This is a genomic window from Leuconostoc pseudomesenteroides KCTC 3652 (assembly GCF_014634745.1).
Taxonomy (GTDB): domain Bacteria; phylum Bacillota; class Bacilli; order Lactobacillales; family Lactobacillaceae; genus Leuconostoc; species Leuconostoc pseudomesenteroides.
The window spans coordinates 1-20,276 of the sequence record NZ_BMBP01000001.1 but is presented as its reverse complement, the minus strand read 5'-3'; the positions used below and the strand labels follow the sequence as shown (position 1 = coordinate 20,276).

The window sequence follows — 20,276 nt, the reverse complement described above, 5'->3', positions numbered from 1 at the left end:
CTTAAAATTATAATACACTTAGATTTGCTTAAGTGCAACCCATTTACTAGAAAATCCTGTATAATTAAGTCAATAAAACAAATGTTCGTATTAGGGAGGAAAAATGTACGCACCGCTTCAGATTTTGAGCAGTTATAGCTTACTAAAAAATCCAAACACAATTGAACAAATTTTACAGACAGCTAAATCGCGTGGCTATGAGGCAATCGCGTTGACAGATGTTAACGTCATGTATGGGGCAGTCGCATGGTATCGTAACGCTCAAAAATATCAAATTAAACCTTTATTTGGACTGACATTGATGGTTAATGGTCTAGTCAACACTGCCACTACCTTTCCGTTGGTGCTGATTGCTGAAAATCAAACAGGATATCAAAATTTGATGTGGTTATCTTCGGCACGTATGACGAATGATTCTGAAATGTTATTTTCAACCTTAACCGACCATTTATCAGGAATCAACGTCATCTTGCCAAGTACAAGTGAACTTAGCCAGTTGATTGGTACTGAGTATGAAGCAACAGACGGTTACTGGCAACAACTCATTAAATTGATTGACTCAAGTCATCTATACCTTGGCATCAATACACAAATGGCGGCGAAGACACAAACGCAATTAATTGCTTTCAGCAAGCAAAACAATGCGCAAATTATTGCTGCCGATGATGTTGATTACTTGAATTCCGATGATGATTTTACCTCACAAGTCCTGAAGGCAATTGACTCGAATTCCAAATTAACGGACATTGTGCCATTGTCGCATCAACGTGGTACTCATATTTTACAAGATATTTCAGCAATACAGTCGGCCTATGCAGCAAACGCGGATTTGCAGAAAGCTTACCAAGCCAATGAACAATTAGTTCACAAGAGCGAAGTATCCATTTCATTTTCGGAGACAGCTTTGCCACCATTCCAGACGCCACAAGGATTAAGTAGTTCACAATTTTTGAGACAAACTGCATTTGACGGTCTCAAAAAACGTTTACAAAAGCGTGATGTATCTGTTGCACAATATGAAAAAAGATTGTCGCATGAATTAGATGTTATTGATCAGCTAGGTTTTAGTGATTACTTTTTGATTGTTTGGGACATTGTCAATTTTGCTTCAAATAATCATATTCAAACTGGACCTGGGCGAGGGTCTGCTGCCGGTTCTTTGGTTGCTTATAGTTTAAGAATTACGGATGTTGATCCAATCCAGTTCAATTTATTGTTTGAACGCTTTTTAAATGAAGAACGTGTTCAAATGCCTGATATTGACATTGATTGGCCGCCTAGCCAGCGTGAGGCAATTTTTGAGTACCTGCATCAGAAGTATGGCAAACGAAACTTTGGTCAAATTATCACATTTGGTACGTTGGCAGCTAAACAAGCGCTGCGAGACGTTGGTCGTGTTTTTGGCTTGCCAGTAGCAACTCTGAGCAAATTGAGTGGCGGAATACCAGAGGGTAAAAATGGTCGAAAAGTTTCAATTGAATCAGCTTTAAAAGAACCCAAGTTATTAGCAACCATTCAAACGATTGATCATGGTGACTTGCTGCTCAAGACGGCTCGTCAAATTGAGGGGCTGCCAAAAAATTATTCTACCCACGCCGCAGGTGTGGTGTTAAGTGCACGACCGCTGGTAAATACATTACCAGTTCAAGCAGGGACTGAGGGGCGATTATTGACGCAGTTTGAAAAAGACACTGTTGAGCAACTCGGCCTACTAAAAATTGATATTTTAGGATTACAGAATTTAACCATTCTGAGTCAAGCACTGTATCACGCTCGGCAACAGTTGCCACAAAATTTTGATATTAGTCAAATTTCATTAGATGATGAGCAAACAATTGCGTTGTTTGCCAAAGGTGATACAAACGGCGTCTTTCAATTTGAATCTTCTGGTATTAAGCATGTCTTGCGTGATTTGAAACCAGTGATGTTTGAACATATTGTTGCCGTTAATGCTTTATATCGTCCTGGTCCTTCACAAAATATTCACCAGTTTGTGGCGCGTCGTCATGGTCGTGAACCAGTCATTATTCCTGATCCTTCGCTCAAAACAATCTTGGCACCGACATTTGGTATTATTGTTTATCAAGAACAGGTCATGTTAGTTGCTGAGACTTATGCTGGTTTTACACTAGGGGAAGCCGACGTTTTGCGTAGTGCTATGTCCAAGAAGAAGCTAGACAAAATGCAGGCTTTGCACGAGAAATTTATCAATGGCGCAATAAACAAGGGTCATACGCAAGCTCAAGCTGAGAAAATTTTTTCGTATGTTGACGAGTTTGCAAACTATGGTTTTAATCGTTCTCATGCTGTGGCATATAGTAAATTAGCATTTCAATTGGCTTATATGAAAGCGCATTATCCTGTTGCATTTTATACGGCACTTTTAAATGCCAATATCGGCGATCAGCGTAAGATACAACAGTATGTGTCAGAAGCTAAATCACGCGGAATAGTTGTTTTGGCCCCGAATATTAATTTATCGCAACGGTTTTGGACGTCCAATGATGGTCAACTACAAATGGGATTGAACAATATTCGTGGTATTCGTAGCGATTTTGTCAATGCTGTATTAGATGAGCGACATCAAGGAAATTTTCAAACAATTCAGTCTTTTGTAAGAAGAATGCCTGAAAAGATGAGGAAAACGGAGACTTTAGCGCAACTCGCTTATTCTGGCGCGTTAGATGGTTTTGGATATAATCGTAATGAATTAATTGAAAATAGTAATAGTTTAATTGAGGGTGCCGCATTTGGTGATCTTATCTTACAAGAAACAAAAATTAAAAAATTCCCTGAATTGCCCTTACAAGAAAGATTAGAACGTGAAAAACAAGCCATCGGCGTCAATTTATCTGGTCATCCACTTGACGCCTATCGAGAGTTAATCCTTAATGAAAATTACAATCTGATTGGTGATATAACAGTGCCAGATAAAGCAGTTCGCTTTTTAGGAATTGTGGATAAAATACGACAAATTCGTACAAAAAAAGGAGATGATATGGCATTTGCTACCATATCAGACTTAACAGGCGCTATTAGTGTCACGATTTTTCCAAACTTGTTTAAAAACATTCAAAATATCTTAAGTGTCGGTACAGTTCTTCAAATCACTGGAAAATCAGAGCTAGATTCTCGCGGTGAATTAGCAATTGTTGCCAATCAAATTCAAACAATAACAAAGCCACAGTCAAAAGGTACATGGTTCTTACAGTTTGACGTCGAACATGACACACCTGATAATCGGGAAAAGTTGGTCAAGGTATTAGCGAAACATCATGGTAATAATCCAGTCGTTATTCATTGGCAACGGGAAGATAAAAATCAACAATTAGATGAATCTTTTTGGATGACTGATGAAACCGTTATCATACTTGAAGTAGCGCCAATCCTAGGTGAAGAAAACGTTATATTCAGGAAAACTCGTTGATATTATGACTTGTACAAATGCTTAAGAATGTATAAAATAGAGTTTGGGTAAAGTTGCACAAGCAACAGCCAAGATAATTAAGGAGCTATTTAACCATGAAAAAGACGAAAATCGTCTCAACACTTGGTCCGTCATCATCAGATGTCGAAACAATTGTCAAGTTGATCCAAGCAGGAGCCAATGTGTTCCGTTTCAACTTTTCACACGGTGACCACGAAGAACATTTGGGTCGCATGAATGCAGTTCACGAAGCCGAAAAGATTACTGGTAAAACAGTAGGTCTATTGTTGGACACTAAGGGTGCCGAAATCCGTACAACAAAGCAAGCCGATGGCAAGATTGAATTCCACACTGGTGATACTTTGCGCATTGCAATGGACGAAAACCTTGAAGGTACAAAAGACAAGATTGCTGTTACATATGCGGGCTTGTTTGATGATGTTAAAGAGGGTGGTCAAGTTTTGTTTGATGACGGTTTGCTTGGCACAACTGTCATTGAAAAAGACTCTGCCAACCGTGAGTTGGTTGTTCGTGTTGATAACGATGGTATTTTGGGATCACGTAAGGGTGTTAACGCACCGGGTGTTTCAATCAATTTGCCAGGTATCACTGAAAAAGATGCCGATGACATTCGTTTTGGTTTAGATCACGAAATTAATTATATCGCAGCCTCATTTGTTCGTAAGCCTGAAGACGTGCTCGAAATTCGTGCATTGTTAAAGGAAAAGAACATGGAACATGTTCAAATCATTCCTAAGATTGAATCACAAGAAGGTATTGACAACCTTGATGCTATCTTGGAAGTTTCAGACGCTTTGATGGTACCACGTGGTGACATGGGTGTTGAAATTCCTGCCGAAAACGTGCCTTTGGTTCAAAAAGACATGATTCGTAAGATGAACAAAGCTGGTTTGCCAGTTATTACTGCAACACAAATGCTTGACTCAATGGAAGAGAATCCACGTCCTACTCGTGCCGAAGCTTCCGATGTTGCCAACGCTGTGTTTGATGGTACTGATGCAACAATGCTATCAGGTGAGTCAGCAAATGGTGACTATCCAGTTGAAGCAGTTGCTACAATGGCTGCTATCGATGAAAAAGCTGAAACATCATTACGTGAAAACGGTCGTCATGAAGACATCGTCTTTGATGAAACAGACTCAACTGAGGCCGTGGCTGCATCTGTTGCCCGTATTGCACGTAACGTTGGTGCTAAGGCAGTTGTTGTTTCAACTAACTCTGGTTACACAGCACGTATGGTTTCTAAGCACCGTCCAGATGTTAACATCTTGGCAGTTACTTATTCAGAACGTGTACAACGTGGATTAACTTTGAATTATGGTGTTGTGCCTGTTGTTTACGATGCGCCACAAACAATCGATGAGATGGTTGATTTGGCTAAAAAGGCTGTTAAGGAACAAGGATTAGCTAACACTGGTGATACAATTGTTATTGCTGCTGGTGTACCAATGTCACAATCTGGTACAACTAATATGTTAACCGTTCAAACTGTTTAATGTTATTCTTTAATCAATTATGAGCTACTGTTAAGCGTATTTGCTTAATGGTAGTTTTTTTGTGAAAAATTTTCAGAAATTTCATGTAAGCAAACCTGCCATAATTAATTGCTGAAATTGGTATACCTGTTAATATTGATAGTAATTAGAAATTAGGAGTAGGCGTATGAATAGTGGAGATTTGGCGTGGGTATTGATTTCAGCAGCACTTGTCTGGGTTATGACACCTGGACTTGCTTTGTTTTATGGTGGATTAGGTGAAAGGCGTAATTTACTACATACGATGTTTGTGCCTATCATGATTATTGGTATTGCAACACTAGTGTGGTTTGTTATAGGATATTCACTCTCTTTTGGTGGCTCCGGAAGTGTCATTGGTAATTTTAAGCATTTATTTATGACAAACGTGTCCTTTACACATTCTACTAAGAGTTTGACAATTCCTGATGGTGCCTTTGCACTATTTCAAGGGATGTTTCCAATCATTACGGCTGCAATCATTACCGGTTCTGTTATTGGTCGTGTTCGTATCAAGGCAATGCTCGTGTTCATCACTTTGTGGTTGATTTTTATTTATTCACCACTGGCTCATATGGTTTGGGGCGGTGGACTACTTGCACAATTGGGTGCAATTGATTTCGCTGGTGGTACAGTTGTTCATATTTCCAGTGGTGTTACCGGTCTGGTATTGGCACTAATGATTGGACATCGTCATAATGATCAACACGTACCTGTTCGACCTTCATATGTCTTAATTGGTGGCGCTTTACTTTGGGTTGGGTGGTTTGGCTTCAACTCAGGATCGGCATTGGCGGCCAATGGAACGGCTGTTTTAGCCCTAGTAAACACGTGGTTGGCTTCTGCGGTTGCGGTATTGACTTGGGGATTGGCTGAATATCAATGGCACAAACGTGCAACCTTGTCAGGTATTACAAGTGGTGGCGTTGCTGGCTTAGTGGCGATTACACCTGCTGCTGGTTTTGTGGATCCATGGGCAGCGGTTCTTATGGGATTATTGGCTGGATTCGTTGGATTCTTTGGTATTACTTTTGTAAAAAATAGTTTTGGTTATGATGACACATTGGATGCATTTGGTATTCATGGCATCGGTGGTACAGTTGGCGCAATTCTGACGGGTGTATTCGCTGACAAACAAGTCGGCGGTGTTGCGGGTTTGATCAATGGTGATGCTTCGTTAGTTTGGAAGCAGATTGTTGCAGTATTGTTTACAGTCGCTTTTGCAGCCATTGGCACCTTCTTATTAGCCAAAATAACTGAGGTTATTGCAGCACCATTACGTTTAACACCTGAAGAGGAATCAAAAGGTTATGATACATTGATGCATGATTTAACAGTAGAATCATAAGAGCCATTGGCTCTTTTTTTATTCACAAACTAGGTCATTAACTACCAACAGCCTTACCAATATGGTAAAATAAAGGAAATACATTTAAGGGGAATTGCTTTTTGACAACGCAAATTCAGCAATTTTTTACATTTGAAAATGCCGAGCAACAGACAAAATTGGTCGGTGTGAATGATAACTTTTTGAGATTAATTGAAGAAAGTTTGGATGTACAACTTCATGCTCGTGGTGATCAAGTTGCTATATCGGGTGACGAGGACAAGGTATCACTCGCAAAGGCGGTTTTACGAGAATTGACTGATTTGATTAAGCATCAAATTAGTATTTCAGCGACTGATGTTGTGAGTGCAACAACGATGGCACAACGTGGCACACTTGAATACTTTGGCGATCTATACTCAGAAGTATTGATTCGCGATAATAAAGGGCGCTCAGTTCGTGTGAAGAACTTTGGACAACGTCAATATATTCAGTCAATTCGGAAAAATGACGTCACTTTTGGTATTGGTCCAGCTGGAACAGGGAAAACCTTTTTAGCTGTGGTTATGGCAATTGCTTCGCTAAAACGTGGTGAAGTCGAGAAAATAATTATTACGCGACCAGCTGTTGAAGCTGGTGAGTCACTTGGCTTCTTACCGGGGGACTTAAAAGAAAAAGTTGATCCCTACATGAGACCAATATATGACGCAATGAATACCTTGGTTGGTGCTGAGCAAACGCAAAGATTGATGGATCGTGGTGTGATTGAAATTGCACCATTGGCCTACATGCGCGGGAGAACACTTGATGATGCGTTTATTATTTTAGATGAAGCACAAAATACAACAAATCAACAAATGAAAATGTTTTTGACGCGATTGGGTTTTGGGTCCAAAATGATTATCAATGGTGATGTTTCACAGATTGACTTACCACGTGGTGCAAAATCTGGATTGATCGCAGCACAACACATTTTAAAGGATGTGAACCGCATTTCGTTTATTCATTTTAGTAGTGCTGATGTCGTCAGGCATCCAGTAGTTGGGTTGATTGTCAACGCTTACGAAGCAGCTGATAAGAAGCTAGCAGCATTAAAAAAGGAGCAACAAAACTAATGGATTTAGCCATTATCGATCAAACAAAAGATGGGGTGAGTCAATATCATCAGGATTTAGTCCGCGCAGTGTTGGATTACGCAGGCAGCTATTTAAAACTGCCTGATAACACTGAAATGTCAGTAACATTCATGAATAATGATGAAATTCATCGTTACAACAAAACTTACCGTGGTATTGACAAGCCCACTGATGTCATTAGTTTTGCCATCGAAGAAGATGGTGATGATTTTCCTGTGTTGCCCGATGAAGAAATGGATGAGGAGCTTGCAAAAAATATTGGTGATATTTTAGTGTCAGTTGACATTATTGCTTCACAGGCTGAGTATCTGGGGCACAGTTATGAACGTGAACTTGGCTTCCTTGTTGTTCATGGTTTCTTACACTTGAATGGTTATGATCATATGCTAGGAGACGCCGAAGAGAAAGAAATGTTTGATTTACAGCGAAAGATTTTAGACGATTATGGGCTTAGACGATAAACAATTAGAGGGTGCACCGAAAGATTATAATAAGAAGGTACAAAGGAATAGTTCCTTTTTTCGTGCCTTAAAAAATTCATTGCATGGCATTTGGATGATTTTAGTTCGTGAGCGTAACCTTAGAATTCATATATTTTTGGGTTTTTTAATCTTAATTGCTGGTTTACATTATGGTTTGGTTCGTTCGGATTGGTTGTGGGTGACAGTAGCCGTCTTTACAGTTATTTCAAGTGAATTTTTGAATACAATTATTGAAGCATTAGTTGATTTAGTTGTTGAGAAACGTTACCATCCTTTGGCAGGTTTAGCAAAAGATGTTGCAGCTGGTGGTGTATTAGCGGCTGTTGCCTTTGAAATCATCATTTTATTGATTGTTTTTCAGCCCTATGTTTGGCGTCAGTTTGGTATTGTGACGAACTTTTCGCAGTTTATTCATAATTTTAGTAGATAGTAAATAGATTTTTAGGAGAAAATGGGCCTAGGCGCCGTAATATATTATGACAGAAAATGTATTTAAATCAGGATTTGTGGCCATTATTGGTCGACCTAATGTTGGAAAATCCACATTACTCAATCGTATTGTGGGCGAAAAAATTGCCATTATGTCGGATAAGGCACAAACTACGAGAAATAAAATTCAAGGTATTTACACAACTGATAACGCCCAAGTTGTGTTTATTGACACGCCAGGCGTGCATAAGCCGCAAAATTCTTTGGGAGACTTTATGGTTAAGTCTGCTTTTTCAGCCTTGCATGAAGCTGACGCAATTTGGTTTGTGGCTGATGCTTCCATGCCGAGAGGACGTGGCGACGACTTCATTATTGAACGCCTTAAAGAAGTGAAGAACACACCTATTTATCTGTTAATTAATAAAATTGATCTGTTATCACCAAAAGATTTGTTAAATGTGATTGCCAGTTACCAAGAAAATGCACCAGAGTGGACGGAAGTATTTCCAATTTCAGCAACTGAAGGTGACAATGTGCCTGAATTACTGGATAACATTGTGGCAAACTTGGATGAAGGACCACAATATTTTGATTCGGATCAATTGACTGATCACCCTGAGCGATTTGTTATCGGAGAATTGATTCGTGAAAAGGTGCTACAATTAACTCGCCAAGAAGTGCCGCATTCTGTTGCGGTTGTCATTGATAAAATTGCTCGTGAAGATGAAGAAAAAATCCATATTCAAGCATCAATCATTGTTGAGAGACCAACGCAAAAAAACATTATCATTGGTAAACAAGGTGCAATGATTAAGCAAATTGGAACTCGTGCCCGAAAAGATATTGAGCGTTTGATGGGTGACAAAGTCTACTTAGAAACATGGGTGAAAGTTGAGCCAAGATGGCGTGATCGACCACAAGCGTTACAAACATTGGGTTACAGTGAAGACGATTATTAATTTTAGCAAGGTATCTCGCAAAATCAATTTCATGAAGGAAAATTTGATGGCTTCGTGTTATGGCAATAATTAAGGGCATTGTGTTAAACACAAAACAGTACAAGGATAATGATTTATTAGTTCGCATACTAACTGAAACGGCTGGTTTGCGGACTTTTTTGGCGCGGGGTGCCAAACGACCTAAATCAAAATTGGCTGGCGGTGTGCAGCCTTACGCATTGATAACCTTTGAAGGGGCTTGGCCAAAAAAAGGCAGTGGTCTAGGTTATATTAATGATATTCAATCAGTGAAGATGTTTTCTCGATTAGTCGATGATATTGAAGTTAATGCCTATGCCGCTTTGATTGTGAGTTTGATTGATGCAACATTTGAAGAAAATCAAATTATCACACGCTGGTATAATCAATTAGCAATTGCATTACAGAAATTAGATGAGCAATTAGATCCACAAATAATCGCAAATATTTTTGAAATTCAACTGCTGGTGCCGCTCGGGATTGCTCCCAATTGGCGTGCTGATCCTATTAGTGGTCAAACTGACGGTCGATTTGATTACTCGGAAAAGTATAATGGCATCATTTCTGAAGAACATTTTGATTTGGATGATCATCGACTCATGTTGGATCAAAAAACGGTTTTTTATTTAAGACAATTTAGCATTATTGATATGCGGCAAGTCCATGAAATCAACATGTCTACTAAAACGAAGCGTGGCTTACAAAAGGTTATTGATTACATTTATGAAAATCAGGTTGGTCTGAAACCAAGAGCAAAAGTATTTATTGAGCAAATGCACTCATGGCAAAATCAACTCATAAACTTTAGAAAGAAGACAGATATATGACAAAAATACTAGTTTTGCACACTGGTGGTACAATTTCAATGCATGAAGATGAAGATGGTGATGTTGAGACTGGTGTTGTCAATCCATTGACTGAAGCTCAGGTAAAAATAACAGATGTTGTGTTGCAGGTTGAAAGCATTTTTAACCTGCCAAGTGAACATATTGGACCAAAACATATGTTACAGTTACAGCAGCGAATATTAGCAGCAGGCAACCAATTTGATGGTGTGGTTATTACACATGGTACGGATACATTAGAAGAAACTGCTTTTTTCTTGGATAGTACCCTCAAAGTTGACTTTCCGATTGTGATGACTGGTGCAATGCGGTCTTCTAATGAGTTGGGTTCTGATGGTTTATATAATTATCAATCAGCTTTGCGTGTTGCAACTTCAGACGCTTCACGAAAACGTGGTGTGATGGTTGTCATGAACGACGAAATTCATGCTGCTAGATTTGTGACTAAAACCCATACAACTAACGTGGCAACTTTTGCTTCACCAATTAGTGGCGCGATGGGCTTACTCACTAAAAGACAAGTGATTTATTTTTATGACTTGCCGCGACGTCACGTTTTACCAATTCAGCAGGTTAACCAGAATATACCAGTTTTAAAGGCTTATGCTGGAATGGATGGTCAATTATTCCAATTATTGGCTGATTCTAATGTTAACGGTCTGATTATTGAAGCATTGGGCGCCGGTAATTTGTCCCGAGAAGCCGCAAAGGGTGTAAGTGTTGTGCTAGAAAAGGGCATTCCTGTTGTGATAGTTTCACGTAGTTTTAATGGCGTAGCCGAGCCTGTATATGATTATTTAGGTGGTGGCGTACAATTAGAACGAGCAGGTGTCATTTTTGCCAGCAGTATCAATGGTCCTAAAGCGCGTTTGAAGCTGTTGATTGGCCTTGAAAATCAACTTACCCCTGATGATTTGCGTCATTATTTACGAAGCGTTTAATAGAAAATTAGTGATACATTATAAAAAGGGCTCAAATTTTGAGCCCTTTTAACTATTTAAATATGTTTTCATAGATTGCTTTGACGGCAAGGTCTGACAGGTCCGGCTGAATACCAAGCATAATTGATATTTCACTGGCACCTTGGTTGACCATTTGTAAGCTAATATGGTGTTCTTTTAATGGTGATACAATTTCAGTCAATGCACCAATACGATTGCGCATCCCTTCACCGACTACCATTATAATACCGTAGCTGGGAAGCCATTTGAGCGTATCAGGTTTAATTTCCGATGCAATATCGGCCAGCATACCATCTATTTTTTCTTGAGTTAAAAGTGTTTTGTCAAAAATGATTGTCAAGTCGTCAATACCTGATGGCATGTGTTCATAGGATATTTGATGACGCTTTAAGATTTCAAGAATTCTGAGTGTGAAGCCGACCTCTTTGTTTAATAAATAACGATGGAGATATAGTGCCGCAAAGCGATTCGAGTTAGCAATGCCAGTCACCGGACGGGATTGCTGAACTTCAGTTGGAGGGACAATAAATGTCCCTGGGACCTCAGGATCATTGGTATTTTTGATATTAATACGTATGCCACCTTGAATAGCTGGAATAATTGCTTCATCATGAAATACAGCAAATCCAGCATAAGACAATTCACGCATTTCATCATAAGTCATTTGCTCAATCGCAGCTGGTTTGTCAATAATATTCGGGTTAACAGCGTAGATTGCACTGACATCAGTGAAGTTTTCGTATAAGTCAGCTCGCAGACCACGTGCCATAATCGCGCCGGTAATATCTGATCCGCCTCGAGAAAAGGTTGCCATATCACCACTTTTAGTATAGCCAAAGAATCCTGGTACAATGAGGCGTTCTGATGTTGATAAATCAAGTTCAGCGATGGTATCGTATGATTTCGTGTCAAAAGTTGCTTGGCGCGCGTTATCATCGACCAATAAACCTATTTCTTTTGGATCAATAAATCTTGCTGAAACACCCAAGTGAGTAAAAACCTTGGCTACTAATTGCGCATTTAGATACTCACCATGAGCAGCGAATGCGGCGTATAAGTAATCAAAAGAGCGGTAATGTTTGGTTGACAAGTGATCAATTTGTTCATCTAAATCAGCTAAGTCGTAGTCTGGTAAATCAAAATAGTTGCCGATTGCGTGATAACGATGTTTGATAGCTTCAATGATATCTGTTGCGTCTGTATCTTCAATTGTTGCTCTGGCGTAACTGAGAAGCAAGTCAGTTACTTTAGTGTCGTCTTTAAAACGTTTTCCAGGTGCTGACACAACCACAACTTTACGTTCTGGATCATCTCGGATAATATCAAAAACTCTTTTTAGTTGTTGACCGTCAGCCAAAGATGAACCGCCGAATTTTGTAACTTTCATAATGGTATCGCGCGCTAATTGACACGCGTCCTCCTAATCGTTTGTTTGAACTATAGCACCGGTTAAATCGGTATGTAAATGATATGTTTTTCCAGGTAATTGGGCCAAATTAATCGCTGTCATTAAGCGTTGGGCTTCCGTTTCATCAACAACAGAAATGATAGTTGGACCAGCACCCGACAAATAAGTACCAACAATGTTTTGCTGGTGTGCAATACGACGAATGATTGTCAGTTCTGGGGCAAGATGTGCTCGTGCCTCTTCATGAAATAGATCCTGTTCAATTAGGTGCCGTGCAGTATCGATATTATTGCCAGCTAAAGCCGCTACAAGCGTATTGCTAATTGCGCTGGCAGCAACAGCTTGTTTGAAAGGTAAGTCTTTTGGTAAGGCGGCGCGCGCTTTTTCCGTCAAGAGCTGATAATCTGGTATAAAAGTAACAAAGCTTAATGACTTTGGAAAATGTAATGGCGTGTGAAAGACAGTTGTCCCATCATAATAAGCAGCGACGGCACCACCAAATATAGCCGGTGCAACGTTGTCAGGGTGTCCTTCTAGCTTAGTGGCAATTTGAAGTAAATCTTCTTTAGTGTATTGCTTATTGTCTAAGAGATTAACCATTGATAAAGCAGCAATCAAAGCTGATGAGGAAGAACCAAGACCACGAGCTAGTGGAATATCTGATTTTACAACTAAGCGATGTGGTTTCAGCGAAGGTGCAATACGCAATGCTGTCGAGACAATAAAATTATTTTGATCAGAGGGCATGCTATCGCCGTAATCATGAAAAACTTTCCAACTGTCTGCTGGTTCGTGAATTTCAAGTGTTAAATATAGACTTAGAGCCAAGCCCAAAGAATCAAACCCCGGACCAATGTTGGCACTAGTGGCTGGCACTTTTATTGTAATCATGAGAAAATTTTGTACTCCGAGACTAGATTGATACCATCTGCGTTGCGGATAGTCGTTTTAATGACATTTAGTTGTGCGTCTGAGGCAGGATATGTGAGTGCAACAAGACGTGCATAGCCATTTTTAGCAGGTGTTTGCTTTAAATCGGTGAAACTAATTTTGGCTGAGGTAAACATACCTGTCACAGAATACATTGCACCAGGTGTATCAGCCACATCAACGACTACAAAACGACGTGCCACACGTTGGGATGGTTTGGCTAAATCAAGATTTTGATTAAATGTGTTAAATGGCTTACCTGGTGTGTAATTTGTGGCAACATTAGTCAAATCACTTAAAACTGAGTTAGCAGTTGGCATTTCACCCGCACCAGGACCATAAAGCATGACTTCACCTACAGACTCACCATTAACCAAAACAGCATTGTTTTCATTATGAACTGTCGCTAACGGATGATCAAAAGGTACTAAGTGAGGCGCGACTTCAATACTAATAGCGTTATTTGAATCTCCAACGCGTTGCGCAACCCCGAGCAATTTGATGCCATAACCAAAACTTTGGGCATCTTCAATATCTAAATCCGTTAAGTTCGTGATCCCACTGATGCTAACATCTCCCAAGACGGGTTGCACGCCGAAAGCAAAATTTGAAAGAATAATGAGCTTATAGGCGGCGTCGAAACCAGCGACGTCATTAGTAGGATCAGCTTCAGCAAAGCCTTTTTCTTGTGCCAAAGCCAAAGCATTCTCGTATGTCAAACCATTTGATGCCATTTGTGTCAAAATAAAATTACTTGTACCATTAATAATACCAGCTACACGAGTAATTTCATCGGCAGTAAAACTAGTTGCAAGTGTTCGCAAAATTGGAATACCGCCGGCTACGGCAGCTTCATAATAGAGGTCTACGCCATTTTCATTAGCTAAATTAGCGAGCTCTTGACCATGACTAGCAATAAGGTCTTTGTTAGCAGTCACGACGTGCTTTTTAGCAGCGATTGCTTGCTTGATAATGTCGTAGGCTTCACTAATACCGCCCATGACTTCCACAACAATCTGAATATCTGGATTATTTAAAATGTCGGATGGTTGGTCAGTAATTGGAAAATTTTGGACAAAACCCGCTCGCTGTTTATTTAAATTATGCACAACGGCATGACGAACCACCAAATTAGCGCCAGTACGTTCGGTAATTTGGTGTGCATTTTGTTGTAAAATTTTAACGACACCTGTGCCGACTGTGCCAAGTCCAAAAAGACCAATTCCAAGTTCCATATTTTTTTCCCTTTTATATTTAATGTCTTATAATTTTATCATTTTTAAAGCAACAAATAAATAGATTTGTTATAATAAATTAAAATAACAATAAAGGAACTTAATTAAATGCAGTATATATCGACGCGTGGGGGAGCACCGGCAGTTTCTGCTAGTCAGGCTATATTGAATGGTATTGCGCCAGATGGCGGCCTTTATGTACCAGAATCGTGGCCTGAAATATCAGTAGATTGGGACACACTTAGCCATCAAACGTATACGGAAATTGCGACGCAAATTTTCGACGCATTTTTTGATGATTTTAGCGTATCAGAAATAGATCATATCATCTGTAAAGCCTATGGTCGTCAATGGGATAATGAGAAAATTATCACTTTACATCAGGAAAATAATCTGCATTATATTGAATTGTTCCATGGTCCAACATTAGCTTTTAAAGATGTTGCACTTCAAGCGTTACCACATTTGCTAACAACTGCCGCCAAAAAGCAGGCCATTAGTGATAAAGTGGTCATTTTGACCGCAACTTCTGGTGATACTGGGACAGCGGCTATGAGTGGCTTTGCGGATGTACCAAATACAGAAATTGTGGTGTTTTATCCAGAAGTTGGTGTCAGTGATATCCAACGTCAACAAATGGTAAGTGAAACGGGTAAAAATGCCCACGTTACAGCAATCACTGGCAATTTTGATGATGCTCAAAAAGCAGTTAAGACCCTTTTGAGCAATCAAAAACTCGTTCAAGAATTAGCTGACCATCACATGCGTTTTTCGTCGGCAAATTCAATTAACATTGGTCGACTAGTGCCACAAATTGTTTATTATTTTTATAGTTACGCTCAACTAATTCGACAAAATGATATCAATGCTGGGGATAAAATTAACATTGTTGTACCAACCGGTAATTTTGGTAATGTTTTGGCGGCTTACTATGCTAGTCAAATAGGGTTACCTGTCAATGATTTGGTGGTTGCTTCAAATGAAAACAACGTTTTAACAGATTTTTTTAATACTGGTGTTTATGATAGTAAGCGGCCATTTAAAGTCACAAATGCGCCAGCGATGGACATTCTGGTATCGAGCAATTTAGAGCGACTGTTATACTTTGCAAGTGATCGTGATGCTTCAGAAGTTCAATCATATATGACGGCATTAGCTGATGAAGGGCAATACAAATTGTCTGAACGTACGCGCCGCAATTTGAAACAGTTTAAATCGTGTTTTGCAACACAAAATCAAGTGAGCGACACTATCTTGTCGGTATTTGATCAAACCAATTATTTAATTGATCCTCATACTGCTGTCGGACGCTATGCCTATCAGTTAGTCAGTGATCAAAAAACACCCAGCTTATTAGCCGCTACTGCGAGCCCATATAAATTTCCACAAACTATTTTATCAGCGCTTGGTGATGAGCCAATTGAAGGCGCTGAAGCATTGACACGTTTGTCAAGTAAGACAAATACAGACATTCCAAGTCAGGTGCTAACTTTATTTGATAAACCAATCTTGCATCAAAAAGTAATTACACCAAATGATATCTTAAAATCATTAAAAACCGAACTCTTTGATAAATAAAGCACAATATTTCGGTAAAATGTACGATATTAGGGCAAAATAATAAACATTTACGTGTATAATATAGTTATATTAAATGCAAGGAGAACGAAATGTCATATCGTGAATTAGATTCTGAAGTGTGGAGCGCTATTCAACAAGAAGGTGCCCGTCAAAACCGCACAATTGAGTTAATTGCTTCCGAAAATTTTGCTTCAAAAGCTGTTCGTGCCGCACAAGGCTCTGTGTTAACGAACAAATATGCTGAAGGTTATCCTTACAAACGTTATTATGGCGGCACAGAGTATGTTGACGTCGTTGAACAACTTGCTATTGATCGTCTTAAGGCATTGTTTGGTGCCGAATATGCAAACGTACAACCTCATTCGGGATCTCAAGCTAACGCTGCTGCCTATATGGCATTCTTGAAGCCAGGCGATAAAATCCTTGGCATGGATTTGGATGCCGGTGGTCATTTAACACACGGCGCCAAAGTTAGTTTTTCTGGTAAAATGTATCAGTCCTATACTTACGGTCTTGATGCTGAAACTGAGCGACTAGACTATGAGGCAATTGCACAGCAAGCACGTGAAGTAAAGCCACAAATGATTGTTGCTGGTGCTTCTGCGTATTCACGTATTATTGATTTTCAGAAGTTCCGTGATATTGCCGATGAAGTCGGAGCATATTTGATGGTTGATATGGCACATATCGCAGGACTTGTGGCAGCAGGATTGCATCCTAATCCAGTCGGCGTTGCTGATGTAGTTACTTCAACCACACACAAGACGCTACGTGGACCACGCGGTGGTGTTATTTTGTCACAAGAAAAATATGCAAAGCAAATTAATTCGGCTATTTTTCCCGGATCACAGGGCGGCCCGTTGGAACATGTTATTGCAGGTAAGGCGATTGCATTTGGTGAAGCATTGCGACCAGAATTTAAAGCGTATGCAAAACAGGTGATCCTTAACGCGCAGGCAATGACTGAAGTATTCAATGATACAACCGATATCCGTGTTGTTACAGGTGGCACAGATAATCACTTGTTTAACTTGGATTTGACGCAAACTGGTTTGAACGGTAAGCAAACGCAAGAACTACTTGATTCAGTATCGATTACAACAAATAAAGAAGCCTTACCGAATGAACAGCTCAGTCCTTTCGTGACCTCCGGTATTCGAATTGGTACTCCAGCAATTACGACGCGTGGATTTAGTGAAAATGATGCACGTCGAGTTGCAGAACTGATTGTAACAGCTATTCATCATCATGATGATGAGAAAGTGTTAAAGCAAGTCAAGCGTGACGCAGAAGTATTGGCAATGTCACATTTGTTTGAATAAAATGAAAGCTGGCTCAGCCAGCTTTTTTGGTGAAATCATGATCAATAAAAACGAACAACGGCAACTGCAAAAAGAAGCATTAAAAACATTATCAATACATCAAAAACAGATGGAATCGCATCAACTCTACCAGCTTCTTTTTGAGACAGCTGCTTGGCAGGAGGCAGGGACGATTGCGGTGACATTGAGCATGCCATTAGAACTGGATACAGCGCCAATTATTGAAGCCGCTTGGTCAGCAAACAAAAAAACTGTTGTTCCTAAAATTGTTCACCATCAAATGATATTTGTACCATTTGATGATGCTTCTAATTTACAAACAGGTCAATTGTCAATTAGAGAACCTGTTACTGATAGTGCTGTGCCAGAAAATAAGATTGATTTAGTAATTGTTCCGGGGTTGGCATTTACAAAAAATGGCGCACGGCTTGGATTCGGGGCGGGATACTATGATCGTTTTTTGGAAAATTATACCGGCAAAACGGTTGCGTTAGCGTTAAGTCGTCAGGTTAAAAATGCTTTACCTATTGAATCTCACGATCAGCGAATTCAAGAAGTGCTAACAATTCAAGAGACAAAAGATTAAAGAGATAGTTTTTTATTGACAAATCAAGTTTCAATGCGTATAGTTAACATAAGTAGTTAACAAAAGTAACTACTTATGTTAACTACTTGGGGGTGGTGTAATGGAACAAATTAGTCAACTGTTTTCAAAACTGTATGACAAAGTGGCTATTAATTATCAAAATAGTCCGACAAGAAGTCAACTTTTTCCGGAATTGTCGGCTAATGATGAATATTATTTAGATATTCTGTATAGTCAATCGGAAACAACAGCAACTCAGTTTGCGGATCAAGCGGGCATTTCCAAGCCTGCTGCAACACGTATTGTCAAACGCTTTGTGCAAGCCGGTTACTTAGTTAAAAAACCGTCTCAACATGATAAACGGGTAATGTACCTGACGCTAAGTCCGGAAATGTTGCGACATTGCCAGCAGAATTATCGACTTTTTGATCAGGTATTTTTAGACGCAATATCAATTTTGAATGAGTCAGAACAACATCAGTTACAGCAGCTGATGCAGAAAGTTGATCAAAATTTGTAAAGGAAAATCAAATGAATCAAAAACGAATTGAACAGCGTGGATTGTGGCTGGGCATTCTAATTAATACTATAATGGCGGTGTCGGGGATTACGTTTTTTTTAATTACTGATATTGAGGCATTGTTTGTAGACGCTTACTTTACTGTCATCACACTGGTTTCAGGTATGGTATCAATTATTATTTCAAAAGTGAGTAGCAAGAAGAGTCAACGATTTCCAGATGGTTTATTTGTTTTAGAACCGATATTTTCTTTATGTCAGTCATTATTGACAATTGTTTTGTTATCTTTGTCAGTTGTAACTGTTAGTGTCAAGGCCTATCGTTATTTTGCCTTTGGGGAAGGACAAATGATGAATGTGGGCCCAGTGTTACCATACGAAATGGTAATGGTGTGTTTATCGTTTATGTTATCATGGTTTTATTCGCGACAACATAAGAAGATCAACAATAGCAGTACCCTGCTATTGACTGAAACAAAAGGCACTTTAATTGATGGTATTATGTCTTCAGGTATTGGCGTGGCAGCGTTGTTAATTTTCTTAATTCCAGTTCATTCACCATTACATTTTTTGTTGTATACTGGCGATTTTTTTGTCACAATAACGTTAATTGCCTTTACTATCAAAATGACTTTTCAAAGATTTTTGATATGTTTTAACCAATTTTATATAAACGCTGATTTAATGGCTTAAATGTTGATATAACAATGTTTTAATGGGTTTTCTATTTACTAACAATAACTATTAAATACTACTATTTTCTATATCATTTGTACACTTTTTGTACACTTTACAGTGCGTTTAAAAGGAATATTGTTTTATCTTCCTCTTGGTCGCGTAGTGACTTTAGCAAGTGAGAATATACTTGTTGAGTGATAGAAACATCAGCATGTCCTAAACGTTCTGATACATATTGAATCGCAATACCTCGTGAAGTTAAGTATGAAGCATGTGAGTGTCGTAATGCGTGAAAGGTTACATTTTTGATTCCTAATTCCTTGGTTGCAGAATGTATATACCAAGTAACTCTTTGAGCGTTGGATTTCACCATATAATCGTCATCTACTGTTTCGATTAATTTTAAAGTATCTAAGAGGGTGTCGTCGATTTTTATTTTTCGAATACTATTTTTAGTTTGCGGCTTTCTTTCGTTTCCGTACATATCAATGGTTTTCGTTACTGATAATTCTTTATGTTGGTAGTCTATATCAGATTGTCGCAGTGCCGCTACTTCTCCAAATCGTAAACCGGTGTGAATAGAGATTATCATGGCCAAGAAAGCATCGTTTTCTAAATACCGATCATAAGCATAGCTTTCAAGCTTTTTCATTTCGTCTAATTCTAAAAACTTCATATTGCTATCTTTACCATCTAAGCCAACAGTTTTTACTCTGATAGTAAGGTCTCGTTTTATCATACCTTCTGCATATGCTCTTATACTAAAAAAATGGACTATTTTTATTCAGTCCGTAAAATGAAAGTATAGGAGTATTTTTATGTCAATTCGTTATTCACAAGATTTTAAAGATTCACTGGTTAAACTTCACCAAGAAGGACGTTCACTTAAGTCATTAG

Annotated in this window: 18 protein-coding genes; 14 read left to right on the top strand and 4 right to left on the bottom strand. The window is 39.0% G+C overall.

The window, feature by feature from the left end; genetic code table 11:
* The first annotated feature begins 103 nt into the window (after positions 1–103).
* The 9 genes from IEU65_RS00090 to IEU65_RS00050 all read left to right on the top strand — a co-directional run bounded on the left by IEU65_RS00090 (position 104) and on the right by IEU65_RS00050 (position 11,099).
* Entirely contained in the window at positions 104–3,427 is a 3,324-nt protein-coding gene (locus tag IEU65_RS00090) for a DNA polymerase III subunit alpha (RefSeq protein ID WP_010278438.1), read from the top strand.
* Positions 3,428–3,522: 95 nt separating this feature from the next.
* Positions 3,523–4,944, top strand: a complete 1,422-nt coding sequence (pyk, locus tag IEU65_RS00085; protein ID WP_139967949.1) for a pyruvate kinase — start codon at positions 3,523–3,525, stop codon at positions 4,942–4,944.
* 166 nt (positions 4,945–5,110) lie between these two features.
* Positions 5,111–6,310 (top strand): ammonium transporter, encoded by a 1,200-nt coding sequence (locus IEU65_RS00080; protein WP_010291520.1) that lies wholly within the window; start codon positions 5,111–5,113, stop codon positions 6,308–6,310.
* Between the two features lie 101 nt (positions 6,311–6,411).
* Complete coding sequence (locus IEU65_RS00075) at positions 6,412–7,404, top strand: PhoH family protein (RefSeq protein WP_010291521.1); 993 nt, start codon at positions 6,412–6,414, stop codon at positions 7,402–7,404.
* Positions 7,404–7,886 carry an rRNA maturation RNase YbeY gene (gene ybeY, locus IEU65_RS00070; protein ID WP_010291522.1) on the top strand — a complete coding sequence of 161 codons (483 nt, stop codon included), beginning with the start codon at positions 7,404–7,406 and terminating at the stop codon, positions 7,884–7,886. The genes IEU65_RS00075 and ybeY overlap by 1 nt, the downstream gene beginning before the upstream one ends.
* Positions 7,870–8,337 (top strand): diacylglycerol kinase family protein, encoded by a 468-nt coding sequence (locus IEU65_RS00065; protein ID WP_010291527.1) that lies wholly within the window; start codon positions 7,870–7,872, stop codon positions 8,335–8,337. Before ybeY ends, IEU65_RS00065 begins: the two co-directional genes overlap by 17 nt.
* A 46-nt stretch (positions 8,338–8,383) precedes the next feature.
* Positions 8,384–9,295: a GTPase Era gene (era, locus tag IEU65_RS00060; protein ID WP_010291529.1), complete on the top strand. Its 912-nt coding sequence runs from the start codon at positions 8,384–8,386 to the stop codon at positions 9,293–9,295.
* Between the two features lie 59 nt (positions 9,296–9,354).
* On the top strand, positions 9,355–10,140 hold the full coding sequence (gene recO / locus IEU65_RS00055; protein WP_010291530.1) for a DNA repair protein RecO: 786 nt from the start codon (positions 9,355–9,357) through the stop codon (positions 10,138–10,140).
* Positions 10,137–11,099: an asparaginase gene (locus IEU65_RS00050; protein ID WP_010291531.1), complete on the top strand. Its 963-nt coding sequence runs from the start codon at positions 10,137–10,139 to the stop codon at positions 11,097–11,099. Before recO ends, IEU65_RS00050 begins: the two co-directional genes overlap by 4 nt.
* A gap of 52 nt (positions 11,100–11,151) precedes the next feature.
* Here the strand turns inward: IEU65_RS00050 and IEU65_RS00045 are convergent, their stop codons facing one another.
* The 3 genes from IEU65_RS00045 to IEU65_RS00035 are packed head-to-tail and all read right to left on the bottom strand — an operon-like array spanning position 11,152 to position 14,693.
* Complete coding sequence (locus IEU65_RS00045; protein WP_010291532.1) at positions 11,152–12,507, bottom strand: aspartate kinase; 1,356 nt, start codon at positions 12,505–12,507, stop codon at positions 11,152–11,154.
* Positions 12,508–12,540: 33 nt separating this feature from the next.
* Complete coding sequence (gene thrB, locus IEU65_RS00040) at positions 12,541–13,419, bottom strand: homoserine kinase (protein ID WP_010291533.1); 879 nt, start codon at positions 13,417–13,419, stop codon at positions 12,541–12,543.
* Positions 13,416–14,693 (bottom strand): homoserine dehydrogenase, encoded by a 1,278-nt coding sequence (locus IEU65_RS00035; RefSeq protein WP_010291534.1) that lies wholly within the window; start codon positions 14,691–14,693, stop codon positions 13,416–13,418. Before IEU65_RS00035 ends, thrB begins: the two co-directional genes overlap by 4 nt.
* A gap of 108 nt (positions 14,694–14,801) precedes the next feature.
* On the opposite strand from IEU65_RS00035, the gene thrC reads away from it, so the two are divergent.
* From thrC to IEU65_RS00010, 5 genes are all read left to right on the top strand, one after another.
* Positions 14,802–16,271: a threonine synthase gene (gene thrC / locus IEU65_RS00030; RefSeq protein WP_010291535.1), complete on the top strand. Its 1,470-nt coding sequence runs from the start codon at positions 14,802–14,804 to the stop codon at positions 16,269–16,271.
* A gap of 92 nt (positions 16,272–16,363) precedes the next feature.
* Positions 16,364–17,596 carry a serine hydroxymethyltransferase gene (glyA, locus tag IEU65_RS00025; protein WP_010291536.1) on the top strand — a complete coding sequence of 411 codons (1,233 nt, stop codon included), beginning with the start codon at positions 16,364–16,366 and terminating at the stop codon, positions 17,594–17,596.
* Between the two features lie 37 nt (positions 17,597–17,633).
* Positions 17,634–18,182: a 5-formyltetrahydrofolate cyclo-ligase gene (locus IEU65_RS00020; RefSeq protein WP_031941255.1), complete on the top strand. Its 549-nt coding sequence runs from the start codon at positions 17,634–17,636 to the stop codon at positions 18,180–18,182.
* A gap of 100 nt (positions 18,183–18,282) precedes the next feature.
* Positions 18,283–18,702, top strand: a complete 420-nt coding sequence (locus IEU65_RS00015; protein ID WP_010291539.1) for a MarR family winged helix-turn-helix transcriptional regulator — start codon at positions 18,283–18,285, stop codon at positions 18,700–18,702.
* A gap of 11 nt (positions 18,703–18,713) precedes the next feature.
* Positions 18,714–19,394 carry a cation transporter gene (locus tag IEU65_RS00010; protein ID WP_010291540.1) on the top strand — a complete coding sequence of 227 codons (681 nt, stop codon included), beginning with the start codon at positions 18,714–18,716 and terminating at the stop codon, positions 19,392–19,394.
* 97 nt (positions 19,395–19,491) lie between these two features.
* Here IEU65_RS00010 and IEU65_RS00005 read toward each other — a convergent pair whose 3' ends face one another.
* Entirely contained in the window at positions 19,492–20,118 is a 627-nt protein-coding gene (locus IEU65_RS00005) for a site-specific integrase (protein WP_050799400.1), read from the bottom strand.
* Positions 20,119–20,276 lie beyond the last annotated feature (158 nt).

Excerpts from the sequence above, each read along its gene's own strand:
- IEU65_RS00090 (WP_010278438.1), top strand. The coding sequence starts at position 104 with ATGTACGCACCGCTTCAGATTTTGAGCAGTTATAGCTTACTAAAAAAT.
- pyk (WP_139967949.1), top strand. The coding sequence starts at position 3,523 with ATGAAAAAGACGAAAATCGTCTCAACACTTGGTCCGTCATCATCAGAT.
- IEU65_RS00080 (WP_010291520.1), top strand. The coding sequence starts at position 5,111 with ATGAATAGTGGAGATTTGGCGTGGGTATTGATTTCAGCAGCACTTGTC.
- ybeY (WP_010291522.1), top strand. The coding sequence starts at position 7,404 with ATGGATTTAGCCATTATCGATCAAACAAAAGATGGGGTGAGTCAATAT.
- IEU65_RS00065 (WP_010291527.1), top strand. The coding sequence starts at position 7,870 with ATGGGCTTAGACGATAAACAATTAGAGGGTGCACCGAAAGATTATAAT.
- era (WP_010291529.1), top strand. The coding sequence starts at position 8,384 with ATGACAGAAAATGTATTTAAATCAGGATTTGTGGCCATTATTGGTCGA.
- recO (WP_010291530.1), top strand. The coding sequence starts at position 9,355 with ATGGCAATAATTAAGGGCATTGTGTTAAACACAAAACAGTACAAGGAT.
- IEU65_RS00050 (WP_010291531.1), top strand. The coding sequence starts at position 10,137 with ATGACAAAAATACTAGTTTTGCACACTGGTGGTACAATTTCAATGCAT.
- IEU65_RS00045 (WP_010291532.1), bottom strand. The coding sequence starts at position 12,507 with ATGAAAGTTACAAAATTCGGCGGTTCATCTTTGGCTGACGGTCAACAA.
- thrB (WP_010291533.1), bottom strand. The coding sequence starts at position 13,419 with ATGATTACAATAAAAGTGCCAGCCACTAGTGCCAACATTGGTCCGGGG.
- IEU65_RS00035 (WP_010291534.1), bottom strand. The coding sequence starts at position 14,693 with ATGGAACTTGGAATTGGTCTTTTTGGACTTGGCACAGTCGGCACAGGT.
- thrC (WP_010291535.1), top strand. The coding sequence starts at position 14,802 with ATGCAGTATATATCGACGCGTGGGGGAGCACCGGCAGTTTCTGCTAGT.
- glyA (WP_010291536.1), top strand. The coding sequence starts at position 16,364 with ATGTCATATCGTGAATTAGATTCTGAAGTGTGGAGCGCTATTCAACAA.
- IEU65_RS00020 (WP_031941255.1), top strand. The coding sequence starts at position 17,634 with ATGATCAATAAAAACGAACAACGGCAACTGCAAAAAGAAGCATTAAAA.
- IEU65_RS00015 (WP_010291539.1), top strand. The coding sequence starts at position 18,283 with ATGGAACAAATTAGTCAACTGTTTTCAAAACTGTATGACAAAGTGGCT.
- IEU65_RS00010 (WP_010291540.1), top strand. The coding sequence starts at position 18,714 with ATGAATCAAAAACGAATTGAACAGCGTGGATTGTGGCTGGGCATTCTA.
- IEU65_RS00005 (WP_050799400.1), bottom strand. The coding sequence starts at position 20,118 with ATGATAAAACGAGACCTTACTATCAGAGTAAAAACTGTTGGCTTAGAT.